This window comes from Tsukamurella pulmonis (assembly GCF_900103175.1).
Taxonomy (GTDB): domain Bacteria; phylum Actinomycetota; class Actinomycetes; order Mycobacteriales; family Mycobacteriaceae; genus Tsukamurella; species Tsukamurella pulmonis.
The window spans coordinates 99423-125424 of the sequence record NZ_FNLF01000002.1 but is presented as its reverse complement, the minus strand read 5'-3'; the positions used below and the strand labels follow the sequence as shown (position 1 = coordinate 125424).

Here is a 26002-nt window from a genome sequence, read left to right as displayed (position 1 = left end):
GATCATATCGCGGTCTGACGTCAGTGGCGGTCGACTTAGGCGAGCGCCAGGAAGAGCCTTTCGAGTTTCTGTTGGTCGACGTTCTCGGGGCCTTCGGTGCTCATGCAGTGTTGGAGGCCGGTGGCTACGAGGGCGTATCCGCTGCGTCCGAGGGCCTTGTTGACGGCGGCGAGTTGAGTGAGGACGTCTTCGCAGTCTTGGCCGTCTTCGAGCATCCGGATGACGGTGGCGAGGTGCCCGTGTGCGCGCTTGAGCCTGGTGAGGATGGGCTTGGCGGCTTGCTCTGGAACCTTCACCGAGCGCCGCCGTCGATGCGCGCCAAGCCTTCTCGCACATCTAACGCGGCCTGCGCATACGGCACACATAGCGCTCGTCGAGTGATCGTGAATTCGTTCATGGGCTCATCTTCCTTGAATACCTAAAGGCCACCGCATCCAGTATTGCATAACCCCCTAGGGGGATGTTAACTTCGGGACAACACATCCCCCTCGGGGGTTATTTGAGGAGTGATGGAATGCCCGAGACAGTCACAGATACGGCAGAATCGGCTCCTGGCACGCCCAGGTCATCGTTGACCGGCGCGTTGGGGCGTCTTGGCGTCTGGGTGACCGGGCACGGCCGGGTTGTCACAGCAGTGTGGGTGCTGCTGGTTGTGGGACTCGGGATCTTCGCGCCGTTCGTGGAGAAGAACCTCTCCGGTGCGGGCTGGCAGGCCGATGGTTCGCAGTCGGTGCAGGTGCGCGAGCTGGCGCAGAAACACTTCGGTGGCAACGCCAGCCACGCGATCCAGGTGGTCGTGCACAGCGACACCGCGGCGTTGACCGAAGGTCAAGGGCCTCAGATCCTGGAGCGGGTGACCTCCGAGCTGAGAGCGGATCCGCGGATCGCCCAGGTCGTCGCGCCACAGCCGGGCGCCACACTGAGCGGGGACGGCAAGACGGCGATCGTCCTCGCCGGCGCAGGGGCCGATACGAATGAAATGGTCCGGGCTGCGACCGATCTCAAAGGGCCGCTCAGTGCACTATCGACGGAGACGGTGTCGGTGAATCCGACCGGCTCGTCGGTGCTGTGGTCGGATTTCAACGCCGCGAACCTCGAGGCGATGCTCACCTCGGAGATGCTTTCCTGGCCCGTCACTTTGGCGATCCTGGTGATCGCGTTCGGTACGTTGGTCGCCGCCGGTCTGCCGTTGCTGTTGACGTTGGCCGGGTTGGTGGCCTCGGCCGGTGCGTTGGTGCTGATCAACGAGATCGTGCCGGTGTCGATCTGGGCGATGAACTTCGCGATGATGTTCTCCCTCGCGCTGGGCATCGACTATGCCCTGTTCCTGGTGGTGCGGTACCGGGCGGCCCGGTTCGGGCAGGGGGCTTCGCCGCGCGAGGCGATCACGCAGACGATGAATACCGCCGGCAAGGCGGTGCTGCTGTCCGGGGTCACCGTGCTGATCTCCCTGTCCGCGGTGATGCTGGTGCCTTCACCGTCGTTCCGGTCGATGGCTGGTGGGATCATGCTCTCGGTCGTGTTCGTCCTCGCTGCGACGCTGACCCTGCTGCCGCTGGTGTTGGTCAAGCTCGATGCGCGGATCAACGCGCTCGCGTTGCCGTGGGCCCGCGTCGGTGAGCACCACTCACCCGTGTTCGAGCGATGGGGACAGCGGCTGTGGAAGCGTCCGTTCGCCTGGGGCGCTGCCGCACTAGCAATCCTGATCGCATTGTCGATCCCGTTGGCGGGACTGAAGACCGCGATGCCATCGATCGCGGTGCTACCGTCCGATGCCAACGCGCGAGTCGGCTACGACCAGGTCAAGCAAGCCTTCGGCCCCGGCGCTCCTGGAACACTGCAAATCATCACCCCGTCCTCGACCGCAGCACAGGCGCACCAGGTGCTGGCCGGTGATGCGGGAATCGCCGGCGCGATGCCGCCCGTCGCCGCAACAGATGACAGCGGCCTGTCGCTGATCTCCGCGGTGCCGAAGGTCGATCCCTCCGACCCGAGCCTGACCGCGACAGTCGACCGGCTCCGCTCCGACCTTCCCGAGGGCACCTTGGTCGGTGGCGCGGCAGTGGAGAACCTCGACCTGAAGGCCCAACTCGACACCTCCACCCCGATAGTGATCGCGGTCATCCTCCTGCTGGGCTTCGCTCTGCTGCTGGTCGCGCTACGGGCGCCGCTGATCGCTCTGATCGGCACCGGGGTAAGCCTGCTGTCCACCGCAGCGGCATTCGGCGTGGCCCGCCTGGTGTTCCAGGACGGCATCGGCGCAAGCCTGCTCGGCTTCGAATCGCAGGGCTTCCTCGACGCCTGGGCACCGGTCTTCTTCTTCGCGATGATCTTCGCGATCGCCATGGACTACACAGTGTTCCTGCTTTCGTCCGCCAAGGAGCACTGGGAACGCTCCGGTGACCCGAAAGAGGCGATGATCGGAGCTGTCTCGCACTCCGGTCGCGTGATCTTCGCCGCTGGGGGCGTCATGGTCGCCGTGTTCTTCACCTTCGCCCTGTCCGGGCCGCTGCCCCCGAAGGAGATGGGCGTCATCCTCGGCGTCGCGGTTCTCCTCGACACCTTCCTCATCCGCCTCGTTTTGCTCCCCGTCGCACTGCGTCTGGCCGGCCGCGCCGCATGGGCCTGCCCGGCCTGGCTCGCCAAAGTCCTGCCGAACATCAGCTTCGCCCATGACTAGTACCCGACTGACCGACACCCGAGGGAACCCGCGTGAGCGATATCCCCAACACCCCCCTTGGCGACCTCGCGGTCGCATCCGGCGCGAACGCTTCCGCGAGGTCACCAACACCGCCCAACAGTCTGTCAAGGAGCGAAACCAGCAATGTGTCACGCCACTCGATGCCGCACCTGCGACAAGATCACCTGGGCCGGATGCGGAAGCCACATCGATGCAGTCCGCCGCACCGTTCCACCCGAAAGCTGGTGCCCAGGACACCCCGACGCCTCCGGTGCGCGTCCCAAACGGCGCTGGTTCTAACCACCTGAAATCTCTACCACTCCGACCGACAGGGAACGGCCACCCACCATGCGCAAGCTCGCCATCGACCGAGCAGTTCTGCTCCTCGCCGGAACACTGAACCTGACCGGCGTCGCCCTCAGCGTCACCGCGTCATCCTGGTGGATCCTCCTGGCGCTGTTTGTCTCGGTGAACCTCATTCAATCAAGTCTCACCGGGTTCTGCCCAGCAGCGAGGCTTCTCACGAAGACAGGGATGCGATCCGGAAAGGCGTTCTAGGTAGGCCGCCGCTCAGAGTGGACTTGCTACGACCAGCGATCAATCCAGTGGAGAACAACTGAAGGAGAGAACAGTGAACCGACCGCTTGCCCTCACAATCTGGCTGGACCCGGTGTGCCCGTACTCGTGGACCACCGCACAGTGGCTGCTGGCCGCTGTCGACAATCCCAACGAACTACAGTGGAAACAGATGAGTCTCGCCCTCCTCAACGAGGGACGCGAACTACCCGAACCTGCCCGCAAGCGGATGCAGGATTCCCGGGCGGCGGGCAGACTGTTCGCCTCGCTGGCGCGCGAACTAGACAGCGAGCGGATGTGGCAGGCCCTGCGAACGTTCAGCGACCAGTACCACCGAGACGGCGGCACGATCGACGATCAGTCAGTGCGAGAAATGCTACTGGAGCTCGACCTGCCCGCACACCACATCTCGAGCATCGACGACCCGACCTTCGACGCCGCGGTGCGCGATGCACATACGCTCAGTCAAGAAGCCGCGGGCGAAAGCGCAGGAAGCCCCCTGATCGGGATCGGCGAGACCGTCTTCCACGGTCCCGTGCTCACCGCGATACCGGCCCCCACCGCCGCACGCGACTTGCTCACCGCTCTCGAAACACTCGCCACCGTCGAGACCTTCGCATCCGTACAACGGTTTGCACACCCTAGTAACAGCCACCTCTGAGAACGGAGCAAATCGAGATCATGAATAGCAAACGAATCGTCATCGCCGGCGCCGGGATTGGCGGGCTCAGCGTGATCAAGGAGCTGCGCGAATCGGGCGCTCCCCTCGACAACACCGACATCACCTTGGTCGACGAGAACTTCGAGCACTACCTTGGCTTTACCCTGCCGTGGGTGATGCGAGGCTGGCGCACGCCAGCGAGCGTTCCCATCCGACCGTCCGAGAAGAACCTCACCGGAATTCGCACGGTGCGCAGCACTGTCTCCGGTGTCGACGTCGCCGACAGCACCGTCATCCTCGACGACGGTGAGCGCGTGGACTTCGATGCGCTCGTGCTCGCGCTGGGTGCCCGCAATGCGACGCATCGAGTGCCCGGTCTCCAGGAGGCGGCAGACGCAGGCGTCGCCGTGCACTATTACGCCACCGCCGACGCCGCACGTGCCCACCGCGCTCTGACCGCGTTCCCGGGCGGCCGACTGGTCTTCCTCGTCGCATCGATGCCCTTCCGCTGCCCCGTCGCACCTTACGAGGGCGCCTTTCTCGCGGCAGATCTCCTGGCCGAACGCGGCGTGCGGGACAATACAGATATCGCTGTGTACACCCCGGAACCGCAGCCAATGCCGTCCGCCGGACCCGATGTCGGCAGGGAACTGGCCAAGCGCGTCAGAGCCTCAGGAATCGACCTGCACCCACAACACCAGGTCGAACGAGTGGACCATCAAACCAAGACCGTGCACTTCACCAACGGCGAGCACGTCACCTTCGACCTGCTGGTTTTCGTCCCACCGCACGAACCCGCGTTAACACTGGACACACCGGGGTGGATTCCCGTCGACCGAGCTTCCATGCTCACCGACCACCGCGGCGTATGGGCGATCGGCGACCTCTCCGCAGTCACCTCCCCCACGAACAGGCCCCTCCCCAAGGCCGCCATCTTCGCCAAAAACGGCGCCGCCGCGGTGGCCCGAAACGTACTGCACTACCTCGGGCTCGCCGAATCCCCAGCGTCTCTATCAGGGCAGGGATATTGCTACATCGATACCGGCGCTCACCAATCAGCCCGGGGGCAGGGCGATTTCTTCGCCGAACCGCACCCCGACGTGGTGCTCACACCCGCATCTCCACAGCTGCACCAAGAGAAGATCCGCGAAGAACTCGACTGGCGCGCCTACTGGGAATGACCGCGAGATCACACGTGCCTGGCGCCGGCCGTGGACAACTGCGAAGGCGCGGCTCACGGCGCGGACGACTCTAGCGTTCACCGCCGGGGCAGTCGAGCGCTTCCGCGCGCAGCTGTTCACGGATCTGCGGCCAGGCCAGGCGCCCTTCGCGGGTGGTGAGTCTATGTACGTGCACCAGATCCCAGGCGTCACGCAAGTTGGCCGGGAAAGTGCGGGCGACCACCTCGCCGAGCATCAGCTCGCGGCGACGGCCACGCTCGCGCCAGATCAGGAAAGCATAGGTGCGGCGAGCTTTTCGACGCCTGGCGACCTTGATCCTGCCGAGTGCGATCACACCGTCATCGCAGATGATGCGCCGGCGCACCTCGCCGCCGGCGGCGGTGTCCTGCTCGGTTTGGTGCTCACGCAACGTCGCGGCGGCCGAGTGCACTGCATCAGGAGGTAACGGTGCCGGACGCCACTTCCGGCGGACGACCCGCACGAGCTGGATGGGTTAAACGCTGCTCAGCTGCGGTCGCAGCCGCGGGAACGGCCACGAGTCGCCGAACACGTCCTGCAGTTCCCGCGGTCGGGTCGCGGTGATCGCGGCGATGTCGGCGACGGCGTAGCGGCTGCTACGCAACGAGGTCAGGAACTCGGCGGCCGCCTGCGGCCGGACCGGGTACGTCGAGCGTCGCTTGTCCCGCAGCAGATTCCGGGCGTTGAGGGTACGGAACCAGTACCGATACTGCGATTCAGTGATGTCGGCATGCACGTGCGCGCGACGCACCAACGCCGACAAGCTCACACCCCACCGGCGCCGCAGATCATCGAGGGCATCGATCCGCGCCGGCGTGATCCCCCGCAGCTCATCGCGCAACGATCCGTACGGGGCGAGGAACTCCGCGGCGAACCGATCCGCACGGTTCTCGATCTCCTTGAGCCCCAACGACACACCAGACAGTTCATCCATCACCAGGTGCCCCAGCTCGTGCGCGAGGGTATGCCGCTGCCGATCCTCCGGAGTGTCGGGGTTGAGCAGAATCACCGCAGTCACCGGGCCGGTGGTGCGGACACTAATCGCGTCGACCTTGTCCACATCGGAGGGCATCGGCAAGATCATGATCCCGGCACTCTCGAGCAGACCAGCGACATCGGAGACCGGGCCATGCAGCCGCCACGCCTTGCGCACCAGCTGGGCGGCCTCCTCCGGGCCCTCGTCGAGCAGGTCCACATCCAACTGCGGCACCGACCGCGGATGCACCGCGGTCGCGAGCGTGTCCTCATGGAGCCGATTGAGCATCCAGCCCGCGAAGTTCGCGTGCTGAATCAGCCTGTCCTGCAACCGTTTGGTGACGGCTTGACTGCGGAAGTGCACCCCCTCAGGCGGTTCCTGCGGCAACACCGTGCACAGCAGTTCCTCGGTCACATCGAGCACCTGCGCCCACAACGTCAGGTCCGCTCCGCTGATTGATCCGTCGCCGCTCTCAGCGCGCGAGACGTAACTCGGCGATCGCCCCAGGGCGTCAGCGACCTGCTTGGCGGTCAGCCCGCGGCGCTCCCGAGTGGCGGTCAGCGTCGCGGCCACCGCGCCGCGGCCGGTCGACAGCGGCGAACGCGATGCCCGCGAATCAAGATCCGTCACCGTTCCCATGACCAGAATCGTAGACCTTCCCACCCACACCGATCACGCTGACGTGCCGAACACCACGCAATGATTCCCCGCACACCGGTAATCTCTGCCGTCACACCAGCCCCACCGGGAATCGGCCGGGAGGTACGCCCAGCTTCTAATCGTCTGCTGCGGTGCCCTCGGCGGCGTTCGGGTTGGTGGGGATCTCGAAACGGCTGCGCTCCGCGACCAGGCCGGCACGTCGAGTCAGGACGGCGATGTCAGCCTCGGCGCGGAAGAGCCGGTCCCGCAGATCCTCATTCTCGGCACGCAGCCGAGCCGCCTCCTCACGGGCTTCGTCCGTCGCAGCCAGCACCAACGCACGATCGGAGGTCATCAACCACGGCACCCGCCGCCGGCGCCAGGACACCAGCATGCGGCGCGCAGCGTCCATATCCACCTCATGCGGCGCCCACAGATACCGCTCACCGAGGCGGGTGCGGGCCTGAACCCCAGTGATCCGGTTCGCGTCGTTGAGCGTCCCCGATAGGTCGACGTTGGTCACCGCGAACTCGGCAGTACTGACCACGTCGAACGGCAGCGTGTAATCCTGGCACTGCTGCTTACGCAGGCGCTGGCGTTCGCTCTGCGATACCTGCCTCCAGGGGGTGTCCCGCTCCACCTTCACGTGCAGGTTGCCGTGCACGATCAGCTCGGTCCAATTGTGCGGCTCATGCAGCCGCACCTGCGGCGGGTTCACCTCGTTGGTCCACTCGCGCAGCCCCTCCGACCACACCATCGCGGTCAGCAGGCCCCGCGACTTCGAGTCGTACCGACGTCGCGACGCCGGATCCAAGTACAGCGCCTCGCACAGCTGCGTGCACGCCTCATCCGCAGCGAGCGCGATCGCGGCGATCGGCACCATGTGCGGCCGCAGCATCCGCAGCGCCTGCGTTCGCGGCGCCCTCGGACGCAGTCCCTCGATTCGCACCATGACGCCCCCAGAAGTCGTTACCAAACTTGCTGTCCATCTTGCAGAGGGGGTAACGATCCTGCCGTTCGGACACGCCGCAACGCGACCACTCGAAACTCGACGGCCCGACCGGGCCGAGGAGAAGGCAGGGGAACCGATCACCAAGCCGATGCGTCCAATAAGAGTGAGCACCAATCGCGACTTACCCAACGACACCGAGCACAACATCCGGGACGACTTCTACGACGGAGTCACAGTGCTGCCGCCCTGGGCCGAAGCCTGGTTCGCTCAGGAACGCGCACGCCACCGCACCGCCCTCGGCGAGACCCACCCCGACGGAGACGACTGGAACCACTGGGAAGAACAGCTCAGCAACGACAGCCCCCACCACCGTCCACTACAGCTCAGATAACACCGACGCAGACGTACACTGCTTCACCTCAGAACACCGTCCGCTACAGAGCGAGACGGCCAGCAAGTAGCTACAGATAAACCTGGCGATCCATCACAAGGAGATGGAGGGCACCAACACTCGGCGCAAGGCCTTCATCAAGCAGGACTCGCAGACTCTGCAGCTGGTGGGCGATCCCACGCACTGCGAGCTGACCTGGGACTACGACGCGGCGACCGATTCGCACGTGCGGCGGATCTGGGTCAGCGCCCCCGGGGTGCAGTGGGAACGGTTCGAGATCCCGATGGACCAGGTGCAGCAGAGGTACGCCGCGTGGCGCAAGCGGGACGTGCGCTGGCTGCCCGGGCGGCTGCCCGCTGCGTCGATCGCCGACGCCGCGATCGCCGATGACGTGGTCATCGATGTGCGTGACGAACAGCAGCGTCGGCGCACTGACATCACGACCCGCCGGCCGCGCCGCGCCGACGGCCTCGAGGACCAGCGATGAGGGCCGCCCCGGTCACGGTCCACGGGGTCCGGTCGTGGACCGTCGTCGACCAACAGGGTTTGCCGGTGCTCGAGATCGAGCAGTTCCTGCATTGGCAGCGGGCGATCGGACGTTCTCAGAACACCGTCCGCTCGTACGCGCGGCACCTGAGTCAGTTCTATCGTTGGCTGGCTGCGCGGGGAATCGTTTGGGATGAGCTGGATTTCCGGCAGCTTTGTGACTTCGTCGCCGTTCTCACCGCTGGACTGCCGCCGCTGCCGTCGCGGTGCGGGGGCCGTGCACCCGGCACGGTGAAAGCGGTCAGCGCCGCGGTGCGGGAGTTTTACGAGTTCCACCGCGTCGAGGGCCGGGGACCGCAGGATCTGGTACTGACCCGCAACCCGTCGAAGCTGCCGCGGCGCGCGCACAGCTTCCTTGCGCACCTCGAACACCGCCGTCCGCGCGAAGTCTCCCGCCTGGCCCGGCCCGACCGGCAGTCGGCAGAGACCGTGCAGGTCATCGACTTCGAGACCGACTTCGCCAAGCTGCTCGCCGCGGCGTCGACCACCCGTGACCGACTGCTGCTGTCGGCGCAGTACGACCTGGGCCTGCGGGTAGGCCAAGCGCTCGGCCTGCGCCACGGCGACTTGAACCCGATGCGCAGGCAGGTGATGATCCGCCGGCGTGACGACAACGCCAACGGGGCGCTATCAAAGCAGAAGACCCAATTCATCGTCGAGGCTCCGCGGCGGTTCTTCGACCTGTATGCCGCGTACCTGCTCGGTGAGATCGCCCACGTCGACAGCGATTACGTGTTCGTCAACCTCTCACGCCCACCCGTCGGTGGTCCGATGACCTACTCCAACGCCTACCAGCTCATCGAACGGATCGGCGCCGCCGCCGGGATCGACGACCTCAACCCGCACATGCTCCGCCACACCCACGCCACCGCCCTGGCCAAAGCCGGATGGACCGCGGCCGAGATCGCTGCCCGCCTCGGCCAATCCCATTCGGCCAGCGCCGACGTCTACATTCACCTCGCCAGCGACGACCTCGCCGAAAAGCTCCGCACCACCGAGCATCTGGTCTGGCGAGAACCGCAGCAGTACCGACTGAAGGGAGACGGCGATGGCGCGCGGTAACGGCGAGCGCGCCCGGTCCGGGCCCCGCGGCGTCCCCGCTCTGCAGGTGCCGGACGGGCCTTGGTGCGCATCGACGTGGCCGGTCGTCGACATCGCCGGCGACCGCCGCCGCGCCGCCACCGACCCGTGCGCCGTCTCCGACTGCGACGGCGAGCGGTACTGGCTCGGCGGCCCCGGTGGACGCGCAGCCGCCACCTCGGGGCTGTGCTATGCCCACTACTTCCAGTGGTTCCGCGCTGGACAGCCCGCCGACTTTGACGCCTGGGCCACCACCAGCGCTCTGCCCGTCGGCGTGCCCCGTGGACGGCCCGCCACCACGCAGGTCGTCGACTTCCGCCGCATCCCAGCGGCGGCCGCCGACGAAGTCCGGTTCGTCGCCGCAACCAAGATCGGCCGCGGCGACTGGACCCCCAACGCCGGCCTGCGCCGCGCCCTGATCGTCCTCATCGAGGTCGCGCACGGGCGTATCACCAGCTCCCTGACCGAACGCCCCGTCGACGACTGGCTGCTGCTGTGCAGGCAGCACTGGCCTTACACCAACTTCGACTCCCTCTGCGCTCCCTACATCCGGAGGTTCTTCCGACTCCTTCACGGGGCCACCGACCCCGACCCATGGGCCGCGGATCACTGGCGGTGGCGCGACGGATTCGAGTTCGTCCTCGACGCCACCCAAGCCGGGGCGACACGAACCGCTGTCGACTGGGCCACCATCCCGGTGCCCTGGCTCAAAGAGGCCGTCAAAAGCCTGGCCCGCCAACAGTTGTCTACCTCCCGCATGTCCTGGGGAACGCTCACCCAGTGGCTGCGCGCCACCCGCCAGCTCGCCCAGTTCCTCACGCTCGACGGAACCGTTCCCGAACCGTCTGCGGTCACTCGGACGGCGTTCCTGGACTACCTCGAATGGACGCGCCGCCCCGACACCAAGGCAAGCCCCCAGCTCGCGAACACCGCGGCCTACCTGCTCGAAACACTGCGCGACTGCGGACTCGTCGACGACCTGGGATCAGCGATCTTCCTGCGCCGCGGCGAGAACGTCCACCGCAAGACCCGCCGACCGAGGCCCTTTCCACCCGATGTCATCGAACGCATCGACACCCTGATCGTCGACAACCCGGCCACCGACCCCACCCTCCGGGCGATGATCGCCACCACACGATGGGCGGGGTGCCGCATATCCGAACTCGTCGCCCTCCCGATCGACTGCCTCCAACACAGTGAGCAGGGCCACTGGATCGAATACTGGATGACCAAAACCAGCGCCTGGCGGCGGCTTCCAGTCCCCGAAAGCCTCGCCGAGATCATCCGCGACCAGCAGACCCGCGTCCGCGACACCTACGGCCCCGACGCCGAGCACCTCTTCCCTGGCGCCCGGTCCAGCGCCATCGCCGGCCGCACCCAGCCCTGGTCCACCAGCGGGCTACGACACCGCCTCGCCGCACTGTTCCGCGAGCACGGCATCACCACGTCCGTCGCCACCGGCGAGAAGATCTCCGGAGGCGACGTCCACCGCTTCCGCCACACCATCGGAATGCACCTGCTCAACAACGGATGGACCCAACCGGAAGTGCGCGACTTCCTCGGCCACCACAGCGACACCATGACCGCGACCTACGCTCGCATTACCGACGACACCCTCGCCCGCAAAGCCCGCGAATTCTGGGACACCAACCCCGACAAGGGCGTCGACGCCACCGTCGAGCGCCTGCGCGCCCGCTTCACCACCGCACTGCCCAACGGGTTCTGCACGCTCCCCGCGACGCAGCGCTGCGAGTTCCGCCCGAACCCCTGCATCGACTGCTCCTTCCACGACCCCGGCGGCCGCACCTTCCTCGGCGCACACATCACCCACCGCGACCAGCTCAGACAGCTCGCCGCCCAAGCACAAGACAACGGCGACCGCCAGGCAGCGGACCTGAACAAGACCATGCTCGACAAGGTCACCAGGCTCATCGACGAAATCGACTCAGACACGCAGGAATCCAGGTGAGCAATGGCGACCGCGATCACCGCACTGCACGCCTCACCGCGGCCGCCGCCGCCCGCACAACCAGCGCGACCGCCCGCGCACGTCGAGCCATCACCCGGCTGCACAACACCGGACAACCCGTCACCTTCGTCGCTGTCGCCAGAGCCGCCGACGTCTCAACCAGCTTCCTCTACAAGCAAACCCAGCTCCGGCAGGATATCGACGCGAAGCGCGGCACCGCCACCGCCGGAATAGAACGCTCCAGGGCAGCCAGTGCCGAATCCCTCCGCACCAAGCTCGCAACCGCGATCGACCGCAACCGCGAACTGACCGAACAGCTCGAGCAACTACACACCGAGAACGAGGCGCTCCGAAGCCGACTCCTCGAACTGGGAACCCGGCCGCCGGCCAAACAAGAAGCCCGTCGAGGAGAACATGCAGATAATCCGTCCGCCACAGGGCCACAACAGCCACGATGAGACCCGTCAGCCACGTCGTGGACAGTCAGGAGGCTCCTAGAGATATCGCTGCTCCTCGTCTCGCCATTGAGCCTCGGCGGCATCGGTGGCGAGACCATGCTTGAACTGGGCGTCTTCGAACGCTTCGTGTGGCGGGACGTCCTCGCGCATCGCTGCAGACCAGTCGTAGTCCTCGAAGGCCTGGTGCCCAGCGGTGATGCCAGCGGCCCGCGCCGCCTGGTCGACTTCCCGGAGGTAGGCCGCCTTCTCCCATGCGAACTCTTGTCCTTCGAGCGCGCTCTTGATGTTCGCCGACATCGCACCGTCGATGGTGCCGTTGAACTCGCGCTCGAAGCGGTAGTAGTGGCGGATCGTGCTGTCGTGTGCCATCGCACCGATACGGGTATCGAAAGGGCTCTCGATCGGATGCGTGGCACCCTCGTTCGCGCGGTCAAACCACTCGACGAGCTGCGGCGACGCGGGGCCGTACCGATGCAGAGTGCGCCACCCTTCACTGAGTTGCGCGGCGCGGCCTTCGACGTACCGGTCCGGGTACGCGGCCGCATCCGTGATCGCGGTGCGGAACCACTCGTACACGTTGTCGTCGGGCTCCACGTGATTCAGCTCGAACTCCCGGTAGCGCCGCTCGGCCTGCATCTCCTCGGTGGATACCTGCAGCTGGATCTCGCGTCCCTCGCCGCGGCTCTCGTCCCAGAAGCCCATCCGCAAGCCGCCGGCATCGTCGACCTCGAACTCGTCGAGCCCGATCCCGTCGTCCCCGAGGTCGGTCACCTGCTCGTCGATCATGCTCTTGAGCCGGGCAAGCAGCTCAGGCACGGTCATGTCGTTGATCCGGTTCACCATGACGCCACCGCCTTCCCGATCGCCGCCGGGCCGTGATGGAGCAGGTGATGCCGCGGCCGATGTGCCTGCGGCGCCGTCAAATGGGGCATGCGCTTGTCCTTCGATTCGGTTGTGCGGCAACGCCACTACACGTCGCCGAGCGCCCGGGCTCAGAGCCGGGATGGGGAGGTGCCACTACACACCACCCGCACTCATTGTCGCTGGTCGCCTGGCCCGAGGGCAACAGACCGACCGAGGACAACAGATCAGCCCGCTCGGGTGTCCAACACCCATTTTTGGGCGTACACTGACCGTATGGACGTGAATACGCTGCTCGGCTCCACCGGGACGAAGATCCTCGCCGCACTCACGCGGCGCACCCTCGACGGCTACGAAGACGTGGATTTGACGGACCTCATCAAGGACACCGGAGAGCCCCGCACGACGGTGCGGCGCGCCGTCGAGGATCTCGCCGAGCGCGGCGAGGTGGACCTCGTGCGCGCCGGCCGCCGCGCGCTGAGCGTGAAGCTGGCCGCTACGCCCGCGGTGCTCGCCGGCCTCGAGCACCGCATCGAGACGCGGCAGGGGCCGCGCTACGCCGGGCAGTTCTACCGCACGGAAGGCCCGTACGACGTCGACCCGTGGCACGGGGTCGACTACAAGGACCATCCCGAGCTGGTGGTGCATGCGGACCTGGAGCTGCCGGGGGAGCAGTACACCGACCGCGGCACGCTGCCGATCACGCACGCGCGGATCCTCGCCGACCACATCGAGCGGATCCTCATCCCGCTGTGGTCCGTTGAGCCCGCTCTGCAGGGGGCCTTTCGCGTCGGCCACTCGGATCGAGCACGCGCGCTGTGCCGATGGGCACTCAGCTCGATCGGGGCTCTGCCGACCCCGCACATCGTCCTGCGGCACGCCGCCGGATACGCCGAGCGCAGCGGCCACCACTCGATCGGCGTCAAGGCCGAGCTGCGTGTCGCGCTCGACCTCAAGCTCGCCGCGGCGCGCCTGACCAGATGGGCCGAGGATCTGCACGAGCTGACGCGCGCCGCACATCAGCGCGACGACGAGGCCCGCGAGGTGGCTCAGCTGCGCGGCCAGCTGCTCGCCACCGCCGCCGACGACGACCCCCGCTACCGCGAGCACCTCGCTGAGCAGATCCAGGTCCACGAGCGCCGACTCGCCGCGGCGCGCGAAGGGCTCATCCTGACCTCCGAGCGGACCTCGGGTTTCGGCGGACCCGCCGACGACGTCGGCAATGCCGGCGAGGCGCTGCTGTCGGGCCTCTTCGACCGCGTAGCCCAGAACCTCACCGAGGTCGCCGAGAGCGACTTCTAGGCCCAGTGCGCTGCCTGACCTGCACTGTTATGATTTGACCATGGTTTCAACACTCGCTGGTTCGCCTGTGCTGCAGCTCCTGGAGGACGAGTTCTCTCAGGAGGAGCTGGCCGCGGCCCTGAACGTGAGCCAGGCCGCCGTCAGCAACTGGGCGCGCGGCACCCGCAGCCCGCAGCCCGAGTACGCCGATCGCCTCGATCGCGCGATCGCCGCCACGGACGCCCAGGCCGACATCGTCGACGCCGGACTGCGCCGCGGGCCCGTGCGGCTGCCCAACGCCCTCTGGGAGCCGGTGTTCGCGCCTCAGGGACGATTCCGACTCCCGCTGCACCTGGAGTGGTCGGGCACCGCCGAGCAGCGCTGGCGCCGCGCCGACGACCTGCCGTCGCTGCTCATGGCGTACGTCATCGTCATGACCGAGGGCCGCGTCAGCGACATGATCCGCTGGATCGACCCGAAGATCCTCGCCGCGCACATGGACGAGGTGATCTGGCCCCGCGGCTACGAGCCGGTCTGGCGGGCCGCCCTCGAGGAGTGGGGACTGCTGTAGATGGCGCTGAGCAGCGCGCAGGAGGCCGCGGCCGTCATCCTCCTGGCAACTGGTGCCGGGGAGATCAGTCTCGCCGGCGGCGCCGGCCTGATCACCCACGGCGTCATCGACCGCGACACCGAGGACCTGGACGCCTTCACCCGGCACATGAAGACCAGCACCCACGAGCTGGCCGACCGGGTGCGCGGCGCCTTCGAGCGCGCCAATTACCGCGTCGTCGACGACAGCGCGTACCCCGACGCCACCCTGCGTCGGCTGCTCGTCACCCCGCGCGCCGTCGACGGCGCCACGCGCGCGGCCGCCGGACGCAAGCCCGAGACCGTCAAGGTCGAGATCGGCCAGGATTTCCAGGCGCTCCCGGCGATCGTCACCCCCATCGGGCCCGTGCTCGACCCGCTCGAACTCGGCGCGAACAAGATCCTCACCGTCTACAACGTCACCCGGGCCCGCGACGGTGACGACCTGGCCCGGCTCGCCACGCGGTACCCCTTCGCCCGCATGCTCGAGGTCGCCGATCAGAAGGAAGTCACCCCGCTTGACCGCGGAGTGCTCGCCGACCAGATGAGCCTGTTCGCCCGGCTGCCCGACTCGGAGTTCCCGTGGCTGCGCGCCGAGGAAGCCGACGCGGTCAAGACCTACATGACCGCCGCTGCCGAGCAGCTCCGCGCGGGCCGACCGGTCGACGTCGTCAGCCCATACGCCGAACCGTCGGAGGACCGCGGCGCCGCGCTGCGCAACCTGCTCAACGCCACCCAGTCGCCCCAGGCGCAGCGGAGCCGCGAGCATCGCGTCGATCCCACCGTCGGCACGTACCGGCCGCAGCAACAAGCCCCCGGCCGCGAGGAACGCGACCGAGGGCTTGAGCGGTAGTTCGCTGGACTCACCCGCTCTTCTGTGCGAGGGCGGCCGCGACCTCCTCGCCGTTGAGGTTCGCGCCGCCGGCCGATGCCTCGAGCTGGAGCCGCAGGAGGCCGATGCGCTCCTGCTCGGCGGCGACGATGCTGCCGGCCCGTTCGCGGGCGTGCGCGAGCAGGGCTTCGGTGGTCAGCTCGCCGGTGTAGCCGCTCGGGGCCAGGCCCACCGCCTGGATGAGGTACGTCAGGCTCGTCGTCTTGAGCAGATCGTCCTCCGCGCCCCCGTCATGAATCCCGCGTCGGAGCTCGTCGACGTGCGAGGCCACCGTCACGATCATCCGCCGCATGTACACATCGACTGACGCCTGCGCATCGACGGCATCCGGCCAGTGCGCAACGATGTGTCCGGAGCCGTCGTGGACGTTGACGCGGATCTGAGACACCGTGGCGCCGAGGTGGTCGGCGACCACCGCGTGCACCGCCTCGTGCCGCGCGACCCTCACTGCCCTGCTCGCGCGCTTCTCCCGCTCGGCCTCGGTCTCCGCGCCGATCAGCGCCGCTGCCGCCGGCCCCAGGGTGACCGACGTGTGGACGGTGGTGCGCCGGAACGGATACACCATCATCAGCACGACCTTGCGGAGCACGATCCAGAACACCGCCAGGACGAACACGCCCTTGACGAAGGCGTCCTGCGTCGCGGTCAGGTGCTGCAGCACCGCCCACGCCGCCGCCCCGGCACCGCCGAACCACAGCTGCATCGCGAGCACCGCGATCCCGACCGTCAGCACGAACCGGGCGACTCCGCCGACGCCCACCCGCTCCCATGCCTGGGCGAGTAGTTCCTTGATTCTCGTAGCGTTCATTGCGCTTGTCTTTCTGTTGATTTCATCTGATCGAGGTGCTGCCACTACACAGCGACTCGACGACTATGTGGTTGAGGCCCGCGGGCTAGGGAGGTCCTTGCTCAGACCGGATCTCGCGCCGCAGGTCACGTGCGAGGGACGCGAAGACCGCCGCCATCAACACCAGGAAGCCCGCGAAGAAGAATCGGGACGTGCCCCAGCTCTGCATGCCCACGATCCACCAGACGGCGGCGAAGCCGAACAGCAGCGCGGTTCACCACGTGCGCTGCGATCTTCACCCGTTGCGTGTTCATGACGCTCAGTCTCTCCGAGAGGTCTGACAGCTTCGGTTCTCTGCGGCCTCGGCAGTCTTCCGGCGCTCTCGCATCCGCACCGGGGTGAGCGCGGCGCCGCCGATGAACGAGAACGCCGCCGCCGTCTCCGTCACCCAGATCGCGTAGCCGCCGAACTTCCGCCAGAACTCCGGGCCTTCGGTTGCATCGTGCGCCATCCCCGACGCCGCGATGAGGTAGAAGACGCCCGTCAGTACGACGCAGGTGACGATCGCCGCCACCGCGCCGCGCGGGTACGCCAGCGCGACACGGCCGATGAAGCCCGGCGGGCGCTGCTCGCTGGACTGCGCGGTCTCCTGGTCAGTGCTCATTGCTCGACCGCATGCTCCGGCTCGACGGTTCGCGCGAGGTCTAGGTGCTCCACCATGGTGGTGATCTGCTCGGTCAGGACCTGCGCTTCGGCGGTCAGCTCGCTGAGGCGGTCGGTGGCGTACTCGTCGGCGCCGAGCTGTCGCGCGAGCTGGTCCACTTCGGGGGCGAGCCCGATCGCCGCTTCCAACCGTTGGAGGTCCTTGATCCGTGCCTGCAGCTCCTCCAGCGAGGCCCGGTAGTCCCACATCGCGGCGACCCTGTTTCGCAACGACGCGGTGAGGCCGTCGAGGATCTGGAGCTGCTCGCCGACGAGGGCACTCGCCCGGCTATCGCGGCCGGCGAGATCACGCTCGTCGACGCCGAGCTTCCTGCGCATCAGCAGGATCTGCGCGGCGTGACGGGACACCTGCACCGCATCATCGGCCGGCGAGTACGTCAGCCGCGCGCGATCGAGGTAGGGGGAGGACCAGACCGGCATCGCCTCAATCGACGATGCGAGGTAGTCCGCCCACGCGGCGCTTCGCGTCTCGCTCACGTCCTGGTTGAACCGGAACGTCGCCGCCCTGACGGCCCGCCAGTCTGCGGCCGTGAACCGTACATCCTTCGGAGCCTGGCGCTCGACGCGGTCACCGACGATCACGCTCACCAGGACGGCGAGTGCCGCGACGATCCCCGCTATTGAGGTGGCGATCGAGGAGCTGATGACCGCCGAGGCGGCAGCTTTGCCGAGGAGTCCGATGAACAGGAGTAGGACCACGGCCGCGACCGCTGAGGCTTGCGGATTGCCCATCTCATATGCGAAGTCGACGAGCCGGCTGCGACGGTGCCAGTTCAGTACGAGCGCGCTCTTGCGTACCGGCACACCACCGGGATCACCCACACGCCCGCGGAGCCACGGGCCGCGGCTGGGTGGCGTCTCGTACTGACCGCTCGCCTCGAGGGCGCGGATTTTCGCGAGCGTCTCTGGGGGCAGCCTGTCCTCCTGCAGCGCCGCCCCCAGGCGGAAGGTGACGCCCCCGATGAGGTCATCGTCGTCACCGTGTGGGGGGAGAGGTTCGGCGATCGCGGCCAACGCTGCGGCGCGCCGGGCATCGGGGAGCGCGGCGAATCGTGGGCCGGCCTCGATCGGAGTGAGATCATGCTCGCCGGGCAGCTGAGTATCGTTCATGCGCTTGTCCTGCATCGTCGTAGTCGGTGGCCGAGGATCGCCACTACACGCCCCGACCTGCTGATCAGTGTTTCGGACGGGAGCCCGGTTGGCAACCTCCCGGGTTCCGTGGCCTTCGCGGGCTACCACAACATCTCCTGTCGCCCCACGAGCAGCGCCTCGTGCTCGCCGTTGATCGCGGCCAGCGTTACCGCCTTGCGCGTCGCGTAATCGCGCGCCGCGGACAGGTCCTCACGGACCTGCGGAGGCAACTGCTCGGCCCATTGCCGCATACGGGGCAGCGCGATGGAGCACTCGAAGAGCAGAGCGCCCTCGCGCCACCTGTCGATGTGCCCGCCGTCGTCGGTGTGCGACCACCGCTCGCCGCCGTCGCAGTAGAACGGGCACGGGCGCAGCACCACGTCGGGTAGGAACTCGTGCTGGCGCGCGACGATGTGCCCGCGCCGCTCCAAGGTCGAGTACTCCCACCCGTGGCCGCCGCCGCCCGCAGAGGAAGTGCGGAGGTTCGCGACCCCGCTCGCCGGGTGGCAGATGACTGAGGCTGTGCGGCCCCAAATGTAGCCCAGCAGGGTCTTTTCATCATCGGTGAGAATCACTGCACGCTTGCTCATTTCGCCTTCCTTCGGCACCGTTCCGATCTCGGTCTAACCTGTTGCTTTTAATCTACATCTACTGTAGACTAAAAGCAACAGGTTAGACCGAGAAGGGACCAGAAATGACCACCGCGGACGCCACTGAGATCACCGACGACGAACTGCACATCCTGCGCACCAACATCTACCTCCCTGCCAGTGCGCTCGTCTGCATCCCGCGCAACGCGTCCTGCTGGATCCGGCTTGCCGACGGACGCACCATGACCTCCCGCCGGATGGAGGAAATCTTCACCACCATCCCGCAGGAGTACCGCGATCGCGCCTACGAGGCCTGGCGCCGCCATGGTGACCACCGCGAAGCCCAACCGGAGTTCGAGACGATCGCGCGCGAGTGGCTCGACAGCACCTGCAGCCAGCCCGGTCTCTGGTAATCCGCAACACCCACCTTCCGAAAGGAGTCCCCGTGAAGCGACAGACGATGCAGCTCGACATGTTCGAGATGCTCGCCGCCGACGAGAAGGCAGCGACCACCGCCGCCAAGCTCGCCACCGGCATCCCGAAGCTCTACGCCCACCCTGGCCGCGGCCTGCGCGCCCGCCTCGCCGCCTACTCGGCCTGGATGCAGGAGTGGAAGCCGATCGTCCCGTTCGGCTGTGCCCTCATCGTCAAGGGCTGGGACACCCGCTTCCCGATCGGCGACCCGACCGAGACCTGCCAGCCCATCGTGCTCAGCGCCGACCTGCGCTGCGATGCCCCCGGTCACCGCTACGGGGTGAACTGCTACTGCATGGGTGAGCTGGTCCACCGCGCCTTCTGCCTCTGCTGCGACTGGGAGGCTGACGGAGAGCACATCGAGCGCGAGCGCGCCGCCATGGATGGGCTCGACCACGCCCACCCCGGCTGGCGCGAATCCCCCATCGTCGAGCCACGTCAGTACGACGACCGGATGAACGCCACCAAGACGTGGACCACCATGGTCGACAAGGCATACGGTCCGCGCCCGCACGGCTGGCCCATCATCACCCGCCGCTACCGGCCCCGCCACGGCATCGGCGCCGTGCAAGGGCGCTCCCCCTGGGGTGGCTACGACATCGCCGCCCAGAGCCTCGAGGAGTACCCCCTCAACCCGACGAACTAGGCACGGACACGATGAAGGCTCCGCAGCACCCAGGGCTGCGGAGCCTTCATCGCGTTCTACTGCTCGGGAAACCAGACCTCCGGGGCCTGCCGAGGATCCGCCGCCGCCCGCTCGGTCCCGCCGAACCAGCTCGCCGGCGCCTGCGGCGGATTCGCTGCCGCCTCTATCGCGCTCTCGTCGAACCAGGCCTCCGGTGCCTGCGGCTGGGTCTCGTCGCGCGGCTTCTCGTGCTTGCTCATGACGCCTCTCCTCTTCGATCGCTCGCCAGGACCGACCCTCGTCAGTCGGGGATCAGGCGGCCGAGCTTGACGCCATAGTGGTCCGCGAGCTTGTAGAGCGTGGCGGTGGTCGGGTTCTTGGCTCCCTGCTCGATCTGGACGAGATTGGAGCGGTCGATCTTCAGGTCGCGGGCTACTTGCGCCTGGTTCAGGCCCTTCTTGTCGCGAGCGGCAGCGAGCCGCCTGCCCAGCTCGACGAAGCGGTCCTCGTATTCCCTCATGCTGTGGACTATACCCCACATTGCATGTTGCTTAAAACCCTCTAGCACTGTAGACTATAATCAACAGTCGGGAGGTGCCCGGCGAATCGAAAGGCAGGAATCGAAGATGGATCTGTGGATGAGCGGCGACGACGATCGCATCCTGTGCGGCAAGCACATTGGTGCGGAGCTGCGCGCGGCGATCGGCGGCATGCAGAAGGGGCAGTTCAAGGTCCGCACGGACTCCCAGGGGTGGTGGACGCGATTCTCGCCGACGATGGCCACCCTGGAAGACCTCTCGTGCGAGGTGTGCGGCGCGGAGCCGGCATTCTCCGGGCTGGGCTCGGATCCGGCCGTGGCGATCGACTGGCGCTTGTCGGGCGACCCTGAGTGGCAGCGGGTTCCGTTCCCGGCGGGGTGGATCGACGACGTCGCGTGGCCATGGCTGGTGCAGGTCGCACACGGCATCTATCGCGCGAACGGCCTCGCCATCACGGATGTCGAGCAGGACTTGCGTCGGGAGTGGCGCGAGCAGGAGGACGGGACGCTGCACTACCGCGGGTACCTCGACCAGTACCGGCTGGAGCTGGTGACCGCTCCCGCCTTCGGTTGCTGGTTGCGGCTGCTGACGGTGCCGGTCCTGCCCGGGCGTCCCGGGTCGGTGCAGCGCGAGGAGCAGGTCATGGTCGTTCCGATGCAGGGTGGCCTGCAGGACCCGGCGACGTTCGCGCGGACGCTCTATCACTTCGCGTTCCCGGGGCTCATGGAAGGCATGGAGTGTGCGGGGCCGATCGGCGGCTACGACCTCACCCCGACGGGGTCGTTCACGGTCACCGCCGCCGACGGTGCCCAGCTCGCCCGCGGGCTTGACGCTGACGCCGCGCTGACGCAGTTGCAGGAGCTGGCGGGCCGCGATGGGACGGTGCACGTGGTGCGGAACGTGATGAAGGCATTCCACCGCCTGCCGGATCCGAACGGCGCGTCGTGGCTCGATCACGGACACGGCCGACTCGTCGCCACGGCAGCGCGAGAGCCCGTCGAGTAGTGAGCATCTGATGCGCCCCGCCCTCATCGAGGGGCGGGGCGCAGTCGTGTATTGGGGGCGCTAGATCACGAGAACGCTGACGACGAACGACACTGCCAGGCTTGCCTTCACGAGAGCGAACGACTGCACCCGCAGCATCTGCCCCAGTCGCAACGCGACCAACGCGCACCCGAGGATCACCCCGAGGATCTGCCACTCCTCGCGGCTGAACATGAACACCTCGAACATCTACCTACCTCCGCTCCTGGACGAACGAGCCGAAACCCTAGATCCTCGACATCGGTACGCAAGGCTGTACGGTAACGGTCCTCAGACGGTACGCAACTATCGAGCCGAAGCCGTGTTCAGTCGAGCGTTGTATACGTCAGATCGCCCGGCACGTTCGGGTGAAAGAAGTGTTGGCCGACCCGATAGCCGAAGACCCCTCGTAGCTCGAAACGGAAGTCGGCTGCGGACGCCTTGTTCGGCCCGACGTCTTCCGCGGCCCGGCTGATCCCCACAAGCTCTGCGATGTTGCCATCGTTGTCGACGATTCGGTCGCCCTCTCTGAGCTGCGCCGCTGTCACCTCTGCCATGACTCTCTCCCTCGAGTGTTCGCGTCACAAACGCTACCGCTCCCACTCGGGGCCTGGTGCCGCACCGCGAGCACGTGGGCCGCGATCAGCACAACAGCCAGCAGCGCGCCGTCGGCACGACGCTCGCACTCGAGGCCGGCGTCGACGGAGACGGCGAAGAGCGCACCGCCGAGGATGCACTCGTAGATGACGGCCGCGTCGTGGTCGCCGCGGTCGACGAGGAGCCGGCCGTCCCAGTGCGCGGTGTCGTGGTCGCCGGCGAAGTCGTCACGACGATCGGAGGCGGCACCACCTGAACGGTGATCGGAGGCAGCGCCAGCGGTGCTGGCACCGTCGACGTCACCGTCTTCGTGATCGCGACCGGCGGCGCCGGGGCTGCACCAACCGGCGGTATCGGCGTCCCGGGCGGTGCCGGCGGCGTCGACGGCTGTGGAGCTGCCGGGCTCATCCAAGGCCAGACCGGACCACCGTCCCCGGCCGGTGGATTCTGCTCGCCAGGCCGTGGCTGCTGCTCGGAGGTGCCGCCCGCGGCGAAGGCTCCTGGTTGCGCGCCGGAGGTCGGGGTTTCGGCCGCGACGGGCCGCTCCGCTGTGGAGGATCCGCAGCCAGCGGCGAACAAAGCCACGGACGCTGCGCCGAGCACGAGCAGTGCTCGGTGGCGCGCCTTCAGTTCAGATGTCATGCGCTTGTCCTTGCGTTGAAGGGGTGAGCCACTACACACACCCGTGACCAGTATGGACGATGGCGCCATGCGCATCGACAAAGCCTGCTAGAGCTGATCGACGGCGCGCTGAATGCTTTCCAGGTTGGCTATGACAGCTTGAAGAGGCCCCGGCTCGACGGCTAGACCTGGCCCCGTTTGCGACTCGCCGGTGGTGTTGCGACGGTTTGATCTGGCCCCACCTGATGGTTGCTCGTGAACATCGTTTCCGAGCCGAAGCAGGTGGTGGCCAATGATGGGATCGAAGGTGGAGCTGTTCGCGCAGATCCGGCGGGACGCCCGGGTCGAGGGCATGAGTATCCGGGCGTTGGCTCGCAAGCATGGCGTGCACCGGAGGACGGTGCGGCAGGCGTTGTCATCGGCGGAGCCGCCGCCGCGGAAGACGCCGGAGCGGTCGTCGCCGCGGTTGGACCGGTTCAAGGCGGCGATTGATGAGATGTTGCGGTCGGATCTGGATGCTCCGCGTAAGCAGCGGCACACCGCGACGCGGATCCGGGAACGCCTGGCGATCGAGCACGATGCGGTCGAGTTGTCGTATTCGACGGTGCGGGACTACGTGCGGGTCCGGCGGGCGCAGATCGAGGTGGAGGCCGGCCGCCGGACGGAGGTGTTCATCGCCCAGGACCACGCCCCGGGCGCGGAGGCGGAGGTCGACTTCGGCGAGGTCTGGGTGATCCTGGGCGGGGTGAAGACCAAGTGCCACATGTTCGTCTACCGGCTCTCGCACTCGGGCAAGGCCATTCACCGGGTCTATCCGACCGGCGGGCAGGAAGCGTTCCTCGAAGGGCACGTCGAGGCGTTCCGCGAGCTCGGCGGGGTCCCGACCCGGCATATCCGCTACGACAATCTCACCTCGGCGGTGGTCGCGGTCCTGCAGGGCGGAGACCGGCGGCGACAGGAGAACCCGCGGTGGACGTTGTTTCACTCGCACTACGGATTCGATCCGTTCTACTGCCAGCCCGGCATCGCCGGGGCGCACGAGAAGGGCGGCGTTGAAGGCGAGGTCGGATGGTTCCGCCGCAACCGGCTGACCCCAATGCCGCAGGTCGAGTCCCTCGATGAGCTCAACGAGCAGATCAAAGCCTGGGAGGACCGCGACGAGGGCCGCCGGATCGACGGACGACTGCGCACCATCGGCCAGGACTACGAGCACGACCGAGCAGCGCTCGCGCCGCTGCCGGTGGAGGATTTCGACCCGGGCCTGATCCTCACACCACGGGTCGATCGGTCGGCGATGATCACCGTTCGGATGGTGAAGTATTCGGTGCCGGCGCACCTGATCGGCCGCCGAGTCCGCGTCTCACTACAAGCCTCCCAGCTGCTGGTCTACGACGGCCGGACCCTGGTCGCGCGGCATCCACGGGTCGCCGGCCGCGGCACCGCGAAGATCGACCTCGACCACTACCTCGAGGTGCTCAAGTTCAAACCCGGTGCCCTGCCGGGATCAACGGCGTTGGCGCAGGCCCGCGCTGCCGGGGTGTTCACCGCCAGCCATGATGCGTTCTGGGCCGCCGCCCGACGAGTCAACGGCGACACCGACGGCACCAGCGAGCTGATCGACGTCCTGCTGCTGCACCGCAGCCTGCCCGCCGCGGCGGTGATCGCCGGCATCGATGCTGCATTGCGGGTCGGGGCGGTGAGCGCCGAGGTCGTCGCCGTTGAGGCTCGCCGCGCCGAAGCCCGCCTGCTCGCGCACGCCTCGGTCGCTGCCGACCAGACAGGTGGGGCCAACGCTGGCCGTCATCTCGATCGCCATGCCGAACGACGCGAGCAACGAGTTGTCAGCCTCACCCAACGACGGCTCGCAGACCCCGCGGCGGTGATCGCCGGCCTGCCACCCGACCGGCGACCGCTGCCCAGCGTTACGGCCTACGACCGCCTGCTCCCGCAGCACCGGCGACGCACTGCCTCCGACGCGCTACCTGCGTCGCTGGACCCACCACCGATTGAGTCGCTGGACCCACCACCGATTGAAAGGCCCACCCGGCTATGACCGCAACCGCCAATAAGAACCAGACGAATGCGCTGGCCCCGTCGTTGCGCCGCCGGGGCGGCCTCACCGAAGAAGCCGCCCTCGCCGCCGTTGACCAGGCCTGCCGGCGCCTACGCCTGCCGACAGTGCGGTCGATGATCGACCAGCACCTCACCGCCGCCGCCAAGCAGCAATTGTCCTACCAGGGGTTCCTCGCCGAACTCCTGCTCGCCGAAGTCGACGACCGGGACCGCCGCTCCACTGTTCGCCGCGTCAAAGCCGCGGGGTTCCCGCGGGAGAAGTGGCTGGCGGACTTCGACTTCGACGCCAACCCCGACATCGAACCCGCCACCATCCACCAGCTCGCCACCGGCGACTGGATCCGCCACGGACTGCCGCTCTGCCTCATCGGCGACTCCGGAACCGGCAAATCCCATCTGCTGATCGGATTGGGAACCGCTGCCGCCGAGCAAGGCTTTAGAGTCCGCTACACCCTCGCCACCAAACTAGTGAACGAGCTGGTCGAGGCCGCTGACGAGAAGCAGCTCGCGAAGACCATCAACCGCTACGGCCGCGTTGACCTGCTCATCATCGACGAGCTCGGCTACATGGAACTCGATCGCCGCGGCGCCGAACTGCTCTTCCAAGTCCTCACCGAACGCGAAGAGAAGAACAGCGTCGCGATCGCTTCCAACCAGTCCTTCTCCGGCTGGACAGACACCTTCACCGACCCACGACTCTGCGCCGCGATCGTCGACCGGCTCACCTACCGCGGCACCATCATCGAAACCGGCACTCACAGCTACCGCCTGGCTCACACCGAAGCAGCAGCTACCGCGGGCTAAGCGCGGCGTTCGTCCTTGACTACCGACAGATGCCGGCGCAAGGCCCGGTTCTGGTGAGTGACATAAACCACGGTCCACCGGGTCGTCAGGTTCGGCAGTGGCTCCCCGTCTTTAATCTTCACCCGGACCGATACCTGATCACCGAGCTGATCATCACGCGCGATCACGAACTCGGCATACGCACGCACCGACTCGCGATCCCAACCAGTCGGCGCAACCACACTGCGCACCCGCGGCCGCCCATCCACACCCCGGACTCTAGCGGC

At 67.3% G+C, this 26002-nt stretch carries 32 protein-coding genes; 17 read left to right on the top strand and 15 right to left on the bottom strand.

What is annotated here, in order from left to right:
* Positions 1-35: 35 nt before the first annotated feature.
* A complete protein-coding gene (locus BLQ62_RS00950) occupies positions 36-296 on the bottom strand; it encodes a metal-sensitive transcriptional regulator (protein WP_068564978.1) in 261 nt (86 codons plus the stop codon).
* A gap of 218 nt (positions 297-514) precedes the next feature.
* On the opposite strand from BLQ62_RS00950, the gene BLQ62_RS00945 reads away from it, so the two are divergent.
* The 4 genes from BLQ62_RS00945 (at position 515) to BLQ62_RS00930 (ending at position 5098) form a co-directional block, all read left to right on the top strand.
* Positions 515-2680: an MMPL family transporter gene (locus BLQ62_RS00945; RefSeq protein WP_082756334.1), complete on the top strand. Its 2166-nt coding sequence runs from the start codon at positions 515-517 to the stop codon at positions 2678-2680.
* 348 nt (positions 2681-3028) lie between these two features.
* Positions 3029-3238: a YgaP family membrane protein gene (locus BLQ62_RS00940; RefSeq protein ID WP_082756333.1), complete on the top strand. Its 210-nt coding sequence runs from the start codon at positions 3029-3031 to the stop codon at positions 3236-3238.
* A 73-nt stretch (positions 3239-3311) separates the two neighbouring features.
* Positions 3312-3917, top strand: a complete 606-nt coding sequence (locus BLQ62_RS00935) for a DsbA family protein (protein WP_139184130.1) — start codon at positions 3312-3314, stop codon at positions 3915-3917.
* Between the two features lie 20 nt (positions 3918-3937).
* On the top strand, positions 3938-5098 hold the full coding sequence (locus BLQ62_RS00930) for an NAD(P)/FAD-dependent oxidoreductase (protein ID WP_068564972.1): 1161 nt from the start codon (positions 3938-3940) through the stop codon (positions 5096-5098).
* Positions 5099-5168: 70 nt separating this feature from the next.
* Here BLQ62_RS00930 and BLQ62_RS00925 read toward each other — a convergent pair whose 3' ends face one another.
* From BLQ62_RS00925 to BLQ62_RS00915, 3 genes are all read right to left on the bottom strand, one after another.
* A complete protein-coding gene (locus tag BLQ62_RS00925; protein WP_068564970.1) occupies positions 5169-5528 on the bottom strand; it encodes a hypothetical protein in 360 nt (119 codons plus the stop codon).
* Between the two features lie 63 nt (positions 5529-5591).
* Positions 5592-6731, bottom strand: a complete 1140-nt coding sequence (locus BLQ62_RS00920; RefSeq protein ID WP_082756331.1) for a helix-turn-helix domain-containing protein — start codon at positions 6729-6731, stop codon at positions 5592-5594.
* Between the two features lie 136 nt (positions 6732-6867).
* Positions 6868-7629 (bottom strand): hypothetical protein, encoded by a 762-nt coding sequence (locus BLQ62_RS00915; protein WP_139184129.1) that lies wholly within the window; start codon positions 7627-7629, stop codon positions 6868-6870.
* Between the two features lie 52 nt (positions 7630-7681).
* Between BLQ62_RS00915 and BLQ62_RS23145 the strand changes: the two genes are divergently transcribed.
* From BLQ62_RS23145 to BLQ62_RS00890, 5 genes are all read left to right on the top strand, one after another.
* Positions 7682-8074 carry a hypothetical protein gene (locus BLQ62_RS23145; RefSeq protein WP_139184128.1) on the top strand — a complete coding sequence of 131 codons (393 nt, stop codon included), beginning with the start codon at positions 7682-7684 and terminating at the stop codon, positions 8072-8074.
* 103 nt (positions 8075-8177) lie between these two features.
* Complete coding sequence (locus BLQ62_RS00905; RefSeq protein ID WP_068564961.1) at positions 8178-8561, top strand: hypothetical protein; 384 nt, start codon at positions 8178-8180, stop codon at positions 8559-8561.
* A 65-nt stretch (positions 8562-8626) separates the two neighbouring features.
* The gene (locus BLQ62_RS00900; protein ID WP_225536077.1) at positions 8627-9682 is read left to right on the top strand and encodes a tyrosine-type recombinase/integrase; all 1056 of its coding nucleotides are present in this window, start codon (positions 8627-8629) and stop codon (positions 9680-9682) included.
* Positions 9669-11669, top strand: a complete 2001-nt coding sequence (locus BLQ62_RS00895) for a tyrosine-type recombinase/integrase (protein WP_223120764.1) — start codon at positions 9669-9671, stop codon at positions 11667-11669. Before BLQ62_RS00900 ends, BLQ62_RS00895 begins: the two co-directional genes overlap by 14 nt.
* A complete protein-coding gene (locus BLQ62_RS00890) occupies positions 11666-12127 on the top strand; it encodes a DUF6262 family protein (protein WP_220270942.1) in 462 nt (153 codons plus the stop codon). The genes BLQ62_RS00895 and BLQ62_RS00890 overlap by 4 nt, the downstream gene beginning before the upstream one ends.
* A 36-nt stretch (positions 12128-12163) precedes the next feature.
* On the opposite strand, the gene BLQ62_RS00885 is transcribed toward BLQ62_RS00890, so the two are convergent.
* Positions 12164-12970 (bottom strand): hypothetical protein, encoded by an 807-nt coding sequence (locus tag BLQ62_RS00885; protein WP_068565158.1) that lies wholly within the window; start codon positions 12968-12970, stop codon positions 12164-12166.
* Positions 12971-13264: 294 nt separating this feature from the next.
* Between BLQ62_RS00885 and BLQ62_RS00880 the strand changes: the two genes are divergently transcribed.
* Genes BLQ62_RS00880 through BLQ62_RS00870 form a run of 3 tightly spaced genes read left to right on the top strand, consistent with a single transcriptional unit; the run spans position 13265 to position 15710 of the window.
* Complete coding sequence (locus BLQ62_RS00880; RefSeq protein WP_068565156.1) at positions 13265-14290, top strand: hypothetical protein; 1026 nt, start codon at positions 13265-13267, stop codon at positions 14288-14290.
* A 40-nt stretch (positions 14291-14330) separates the two neighbouring features.
* The gene (locus BLQ62_RS00875) at positions 14331-14840 is read left to right on the top strand and encodes a helix-turn-helix domain-containing protein (protein ID WP_082756381.1); all 510 of its coding nucleotides are present in this window, start codon (positions 14331-14333) and stop codon (positions 14838-14840) included.
* Positions 14841-15710, top strand: a complete 870-nt coding sequence (locus BLQ62_RS00870; protein WP_068565152.1) for a nucleotidyl transferase AbiEii/AbiGii toxin family protein — start codon at positions 14841-14843, stop codon at positions 15708-15710.
* Between the two features lie 10 nt (positions 15711-15720).
* Here the strand turns inward: BLQ62_RS00870 and BLQ62_RS00865 are convergent, their stop codons facing one another.
* From BLQ62_RS00865 to BLQ62_RS00850, 4 genes are all read right to left on the bottom strand, one after another.
* Positions 15721-16557 carry a hypothetical protein gene (locus tag BLQ62_RS00865; protein WP_139184127.1) on the bottom strand — a complete coding sequence of 279 codons (837 nt, stop codon included), beginning with the start codon at positions 16555-16557 and terminating at the stop codon, positions 15721-15723.
* Positions 16558-16855: 298 nt separating this feature from the next.
* The gene (locus tag BLQ62_RS00860) at positions 16856-17200 is read right to left on the bottom strand and encodes a hypothetical protein (RefSeq protein WP_068565148.1); all 345 of its coding nucleotides are present in this window, start codon (positions 17198-17200) and stop codon (positions 16856-16858) included.
* Positions 17197-18384, bottom strand: a complete 1188-nt coding sequence (locus BLQ62_RS00855; protein ID WP_068565146.1) for a hypothetical protein — start codon at positions 18382-18384, stop codon at positions 17197-17199. Before BLQ62_RS00855 ends, BLQ62_RS00860 begins: the two co-directional genes overlap by 4 nt.
* Before the next feature lie 107 nt (positions 18385-18491).
* Positions 18492-18980, bottom strand: coding sequence for a hypothetical protein (locus tag BLQ62_RS00850; protein ID WP_139184126.1), 489 nt, complete (start codon positions 18978-18980; stop codon positions 18492-18494).
* Between the two features lie 104 nt (positions 18981-19084).
* Between BLQ62_RS00850 and BLQ62_RS00845 the strand changes: the two genes are divergently transcribed.
* Positions 19085-19393, top strand: coding sequence for a hypothetical protein (locus BLQ62_RS00845; RefSeq protein WP_068565142.1), 309 nt, complete (start codon positions 19085-19087; stop codon positions 19391-19393).
* Positions 19394-19425: 32 nt separating this feature from the next.
* On the top strand, positions 19426-20100 hold the full coding sequence (locus tag BLQ62_RS00840; protein ID WP_115391456.1) for a DUF6349 family protein: 675 nt from the start codon (positions 19426-19428) through the stop codon (positions 20098-20100).
* 56 nt (positions 20101-20156) lie between these two features.
* Here BLQ62_RS00840 and BLQ62_RS00835 read toward each other — a convergent pair whose 3' ends face one another.
* The gene (locus BLQ62_RS00835; RefSeq protein ID WP_068565138.1) at positions 20157-20339 is read right to left on the bottom strand and encodes a hypothetical protein; all 183 of its coding nucleotides are present in this window, start codon (positions 20337-20339) and stop codon (positions 20157-20159) included.
* Between the two features lie 41 nt (positions 20340-20380).
* Positions 20381-20599: a helix-turn-helix domain-containing protein gene (locus BLQ62_RS00830; protein WP_068565136.1), complete on the bottom strand. Its 219-nt coding sequence runs from the start codon at positions 20597-20599 to the stop codon at positions 20381-20383.
* 106 nt (positions 20600-20705) lie between these two features.
* On the opposite strand from BLQ62_RS00830, the gene BLQ62_RS00825 reads away from it, so the two are divergent.
* The gene (locus tag BLQ62_RS00825; protein WP_068565134.1) at positions 20706-21623 is read left to right on the top strand and encodes a hypothetical protein; all 918 of its coding nucleotides are present in this window, start codon (positions 20706-20708) and stop codon (positions 21621-21623) included.
* Positions 21624-21683: 60 nt separating this feature from the next.
* Here BLQ62_RS00825 and BLQ62_RS23650 read toward each other — a convergent pair whose 3' ends face one another.
* The 3 genes from BLQ62_RS23650 to BLQ62_RS23140 form a co-directional block, all read right to left on the bottom strand.
* Positions 21684-21851 (bottom strand): hypothetical protein, encoded by a 168-nt coding sequence (locus BLQ62_RS23650; protein WP_156483182.1) that lies wholly within the window; start codon positions 21849-21851, stop codon positions 21684-21686.
* Between the two features lie 116 nt (positions 21852-21967).
* A complete protein-coding gene (locus tag BLQ62_RS00820) occupies positions 21968-22198 on the bottom strand; it encodes a hypothetical protein (RefSeq protein ID WP_068565132.1) in 231 nt (76 codons plus the stop codon).
* On the bottom strand, positions 22186-22650 hold the full coding sequence (locus tag BLQ62_RS23140) for a hypothetical protein (protein ID WP_139184124.1): 465 nt from the start codon (positions 22648-22650) through the stop codon (positions 22186-22188). Before BLQ62_RS23140 ends, BLQ62_RS00820 begins: the two co-directional genes overlap by 13 nt.
* Positions 22651-23154: 504 nt before the next feature.
* Between BLQ62_RS23140 and istA the strand changes: the two genes are divergently transcribed.
* Complete coding sequence (gene istA, locus BLQ62_RS00810) at positions 23155-24912, top strand: IS21 family transposase (protein ID WP_231703188.1); 1758 nt, start codon at positions 23155-23157, stop codon at positions 24910-24912.
* On the top strand, positions 24909-25736 hold the full coding sequence (istB, locus tag BLQ62_RS00805; RefSeq protein ID WP_068526535.1) for an IS21-like element helper ATPase IstB: 828 nt from the start codon (positions 24909-24911) through the stop codon (positions 25734-25736). Before istA ends, istB begins: the two co-directional genes overlap by 4 nt.
* Here the strand turns inward: istB and BLQ62_RS23135 are convergent.
* A complete protein-coding gene (locus tag BLQ62_RS23135; protein ID WP_133298647.1) occupies positions 25733-25984 on the bottom strand; it encodes a hypothetical protein in 252 nt (83 codons plus the stop codon). The genes istB and BLQ62_RS23135 overlap by 4 nt on opposite strands.
* Between the last annotated feature and the right edge of the window lie 18 nt (positions 25985-26002).

Bases quoted from the DNA above. Each gene is read 5' to 3' on its own strand.
- BLQ62_RS00945 (WP_082756334.1), top strand. From the start codon at position 515: ATGCCCGAGACAGTCACAGATACGGCAGAATCGGCTCCTGGCACGCCC.
- BLQ62_RS00940 (WP_082756333.1), top strand. From the start codon at position 3,029: ATGCGCAAGCTCGCCATCGACCGAGCAGTTCTGCTCCTCGCCGGAACA.
- BLQ62_RS00930 (WP_068564972.1), top strand. From the start codon at position 3,938: ATGAATAGCAAACGAATCGTCATCGCCGGCGCCGGGATTGGCGGGCTC.
- BLQ62_RS00920 (WP_082756331.1), bottom strand. From the start codon at position 6,731: ATGGGAACGGTGACGGATCTTGATTCGCGGGCATCGCGTTCGCCGCTG.
- BLQ62_RS00915 (WP_139184129.1), bottom strand. From the start codon at position 7,629: ATGCTGCGGCCGCACATGGTGCCGATCGCCGCGATCGCGCTCGCTGCG.
- BLQ62_RS23145 (WP_139184128.1), top strand. From the start codon at position 7,682: ATGACGCCCCCAGAAGTCGTTACCAAACTTGCTGTCCATCTTGCAGAG.
- BLQ62_RS00905 (WP_068564961.1), top strand. From the start codon at position 8,178: ATGGAGGGCACCAACACTCGGCGCAAGGCCTTCATCAAGCAGGACTCG.
- BLQ62_RS00895 (WP_223120764.1), top strand. From the start codon at position 9,669: ATGGCGCGCGGTAACGGCGAGCGCGCCCGGTCCGGGCCCCGCGGCGTC.
- BLQ62_RS00885 (WP_068565158.1), bottom strand. From the start codon at position 12,970: ATGGTGAACCGGATCAACGACATGACCGTGCCTGAGCTGCTTGCCCGG.
- BLQ62_RS00880 (WP_068565156.1), top strand. From the start codon at position 13,265: ATGGACGTGAATACGCTGCTCGGCTCCACCGGGACGAAGATCCTCGCC.
- BLQ62_RS00875 (WP_082756381.1), top strand. From the start codon at position 14,331: ATGGTTTCAACACTCGCTGGTTCGCCTGTGCTGCAGCTCCTGGAGGAC.
- BLQ62_RS00870 (WP_068565152.1), top strand. From the start codon at position 14,841: ATGGCGCTGAGCAGCGCGCAGGAGGCCGCGGCCGTCATCCTCCTGGCA.
- BLQ62_RS00865 (WP_139184127.1), bottom strand. From the start codon at position 16,557: ATGAACGCTACGAGAATCAAGGAACTACTCGCCCAGGCATGGGAGCGG.
- BLQ62_RS00860 (WP_068565148.1), bottom strand. From the start codon at position 17,200: ATGAGCACTGACCAGGAGACCGCGCAGTCCAGCGAGCAGCGCCCGCCG.
- BLQ62_RS00855 (WP_068565146.1), bottom strand. From the start codon at position 18,384: ATGCAGGACAAGCGCATGAACGATACTCAGCTGCCCGGCGAGCATGAT.
- BLQ62_RS00850 (WP_139184126.1), bottom strand. From the start codon at position 18,980: ATGAGCAAGCGTGCAGTGATTCTCACCGATGATGAAAAGACCCTGCTG.
- BLQ62_RS00845 (WP_068565142.1), top strand. From the start codon at position 19,085: ATGACCACCGCGGACGCCACTGAGATCACCGACGACGAACTGCACATC.
- BLQ62_RS00835 (WP_068565138.1), bottom strand. From the start codon at position 20,339: ATGAGCAAGCACGAGAAGCCGCGCGACGAGACCCAGCCGCAGGCACCG.
- BLQ62_RS00830 (WP_068565136.1), bottom strand. From the start codon at position 20,599: ATGAGGGAATACGAGGACCGCTTCGTCGAGCTGGGCAGGCGGCTCGCT.
- BLQ62_RS00825 (WP_068565134.1), top strand. From the start codon at position 20,706: ATGGATCTGTGGATGAGCGGCGACGACGATCGCATCCTGTGCGGCAAG.
- BLQ62_RS23650 (WP_156483182.1), bottom strand. From the start codon at position 21,851: ATGTTCGAGGTGTTCATGTTCAGCCGCGAGGAGTGGCAGATCCTCGGG.
- BLQ62_RS00820 (WP_068565132.1), bottom strand. From the start codon at position 22,198: ATGGCAGAGGTGACAGCGGCGCAGCTCAGAGAGGGCGACCGAATCGTC.
- istA (WP_231703188.1), top strand. From the start codon at position 23,155: ATGGGATCGAAGGTGGAGCTGTTCGCGCAGATCCGGCGGGACGCCCGG.
- istB (WP_068526535.1), top strand. From the start codon at position 24,909: ATGACCGCAACCGCCAATAAGAACCAGACGAATGCGCTGGCCCCGTCG.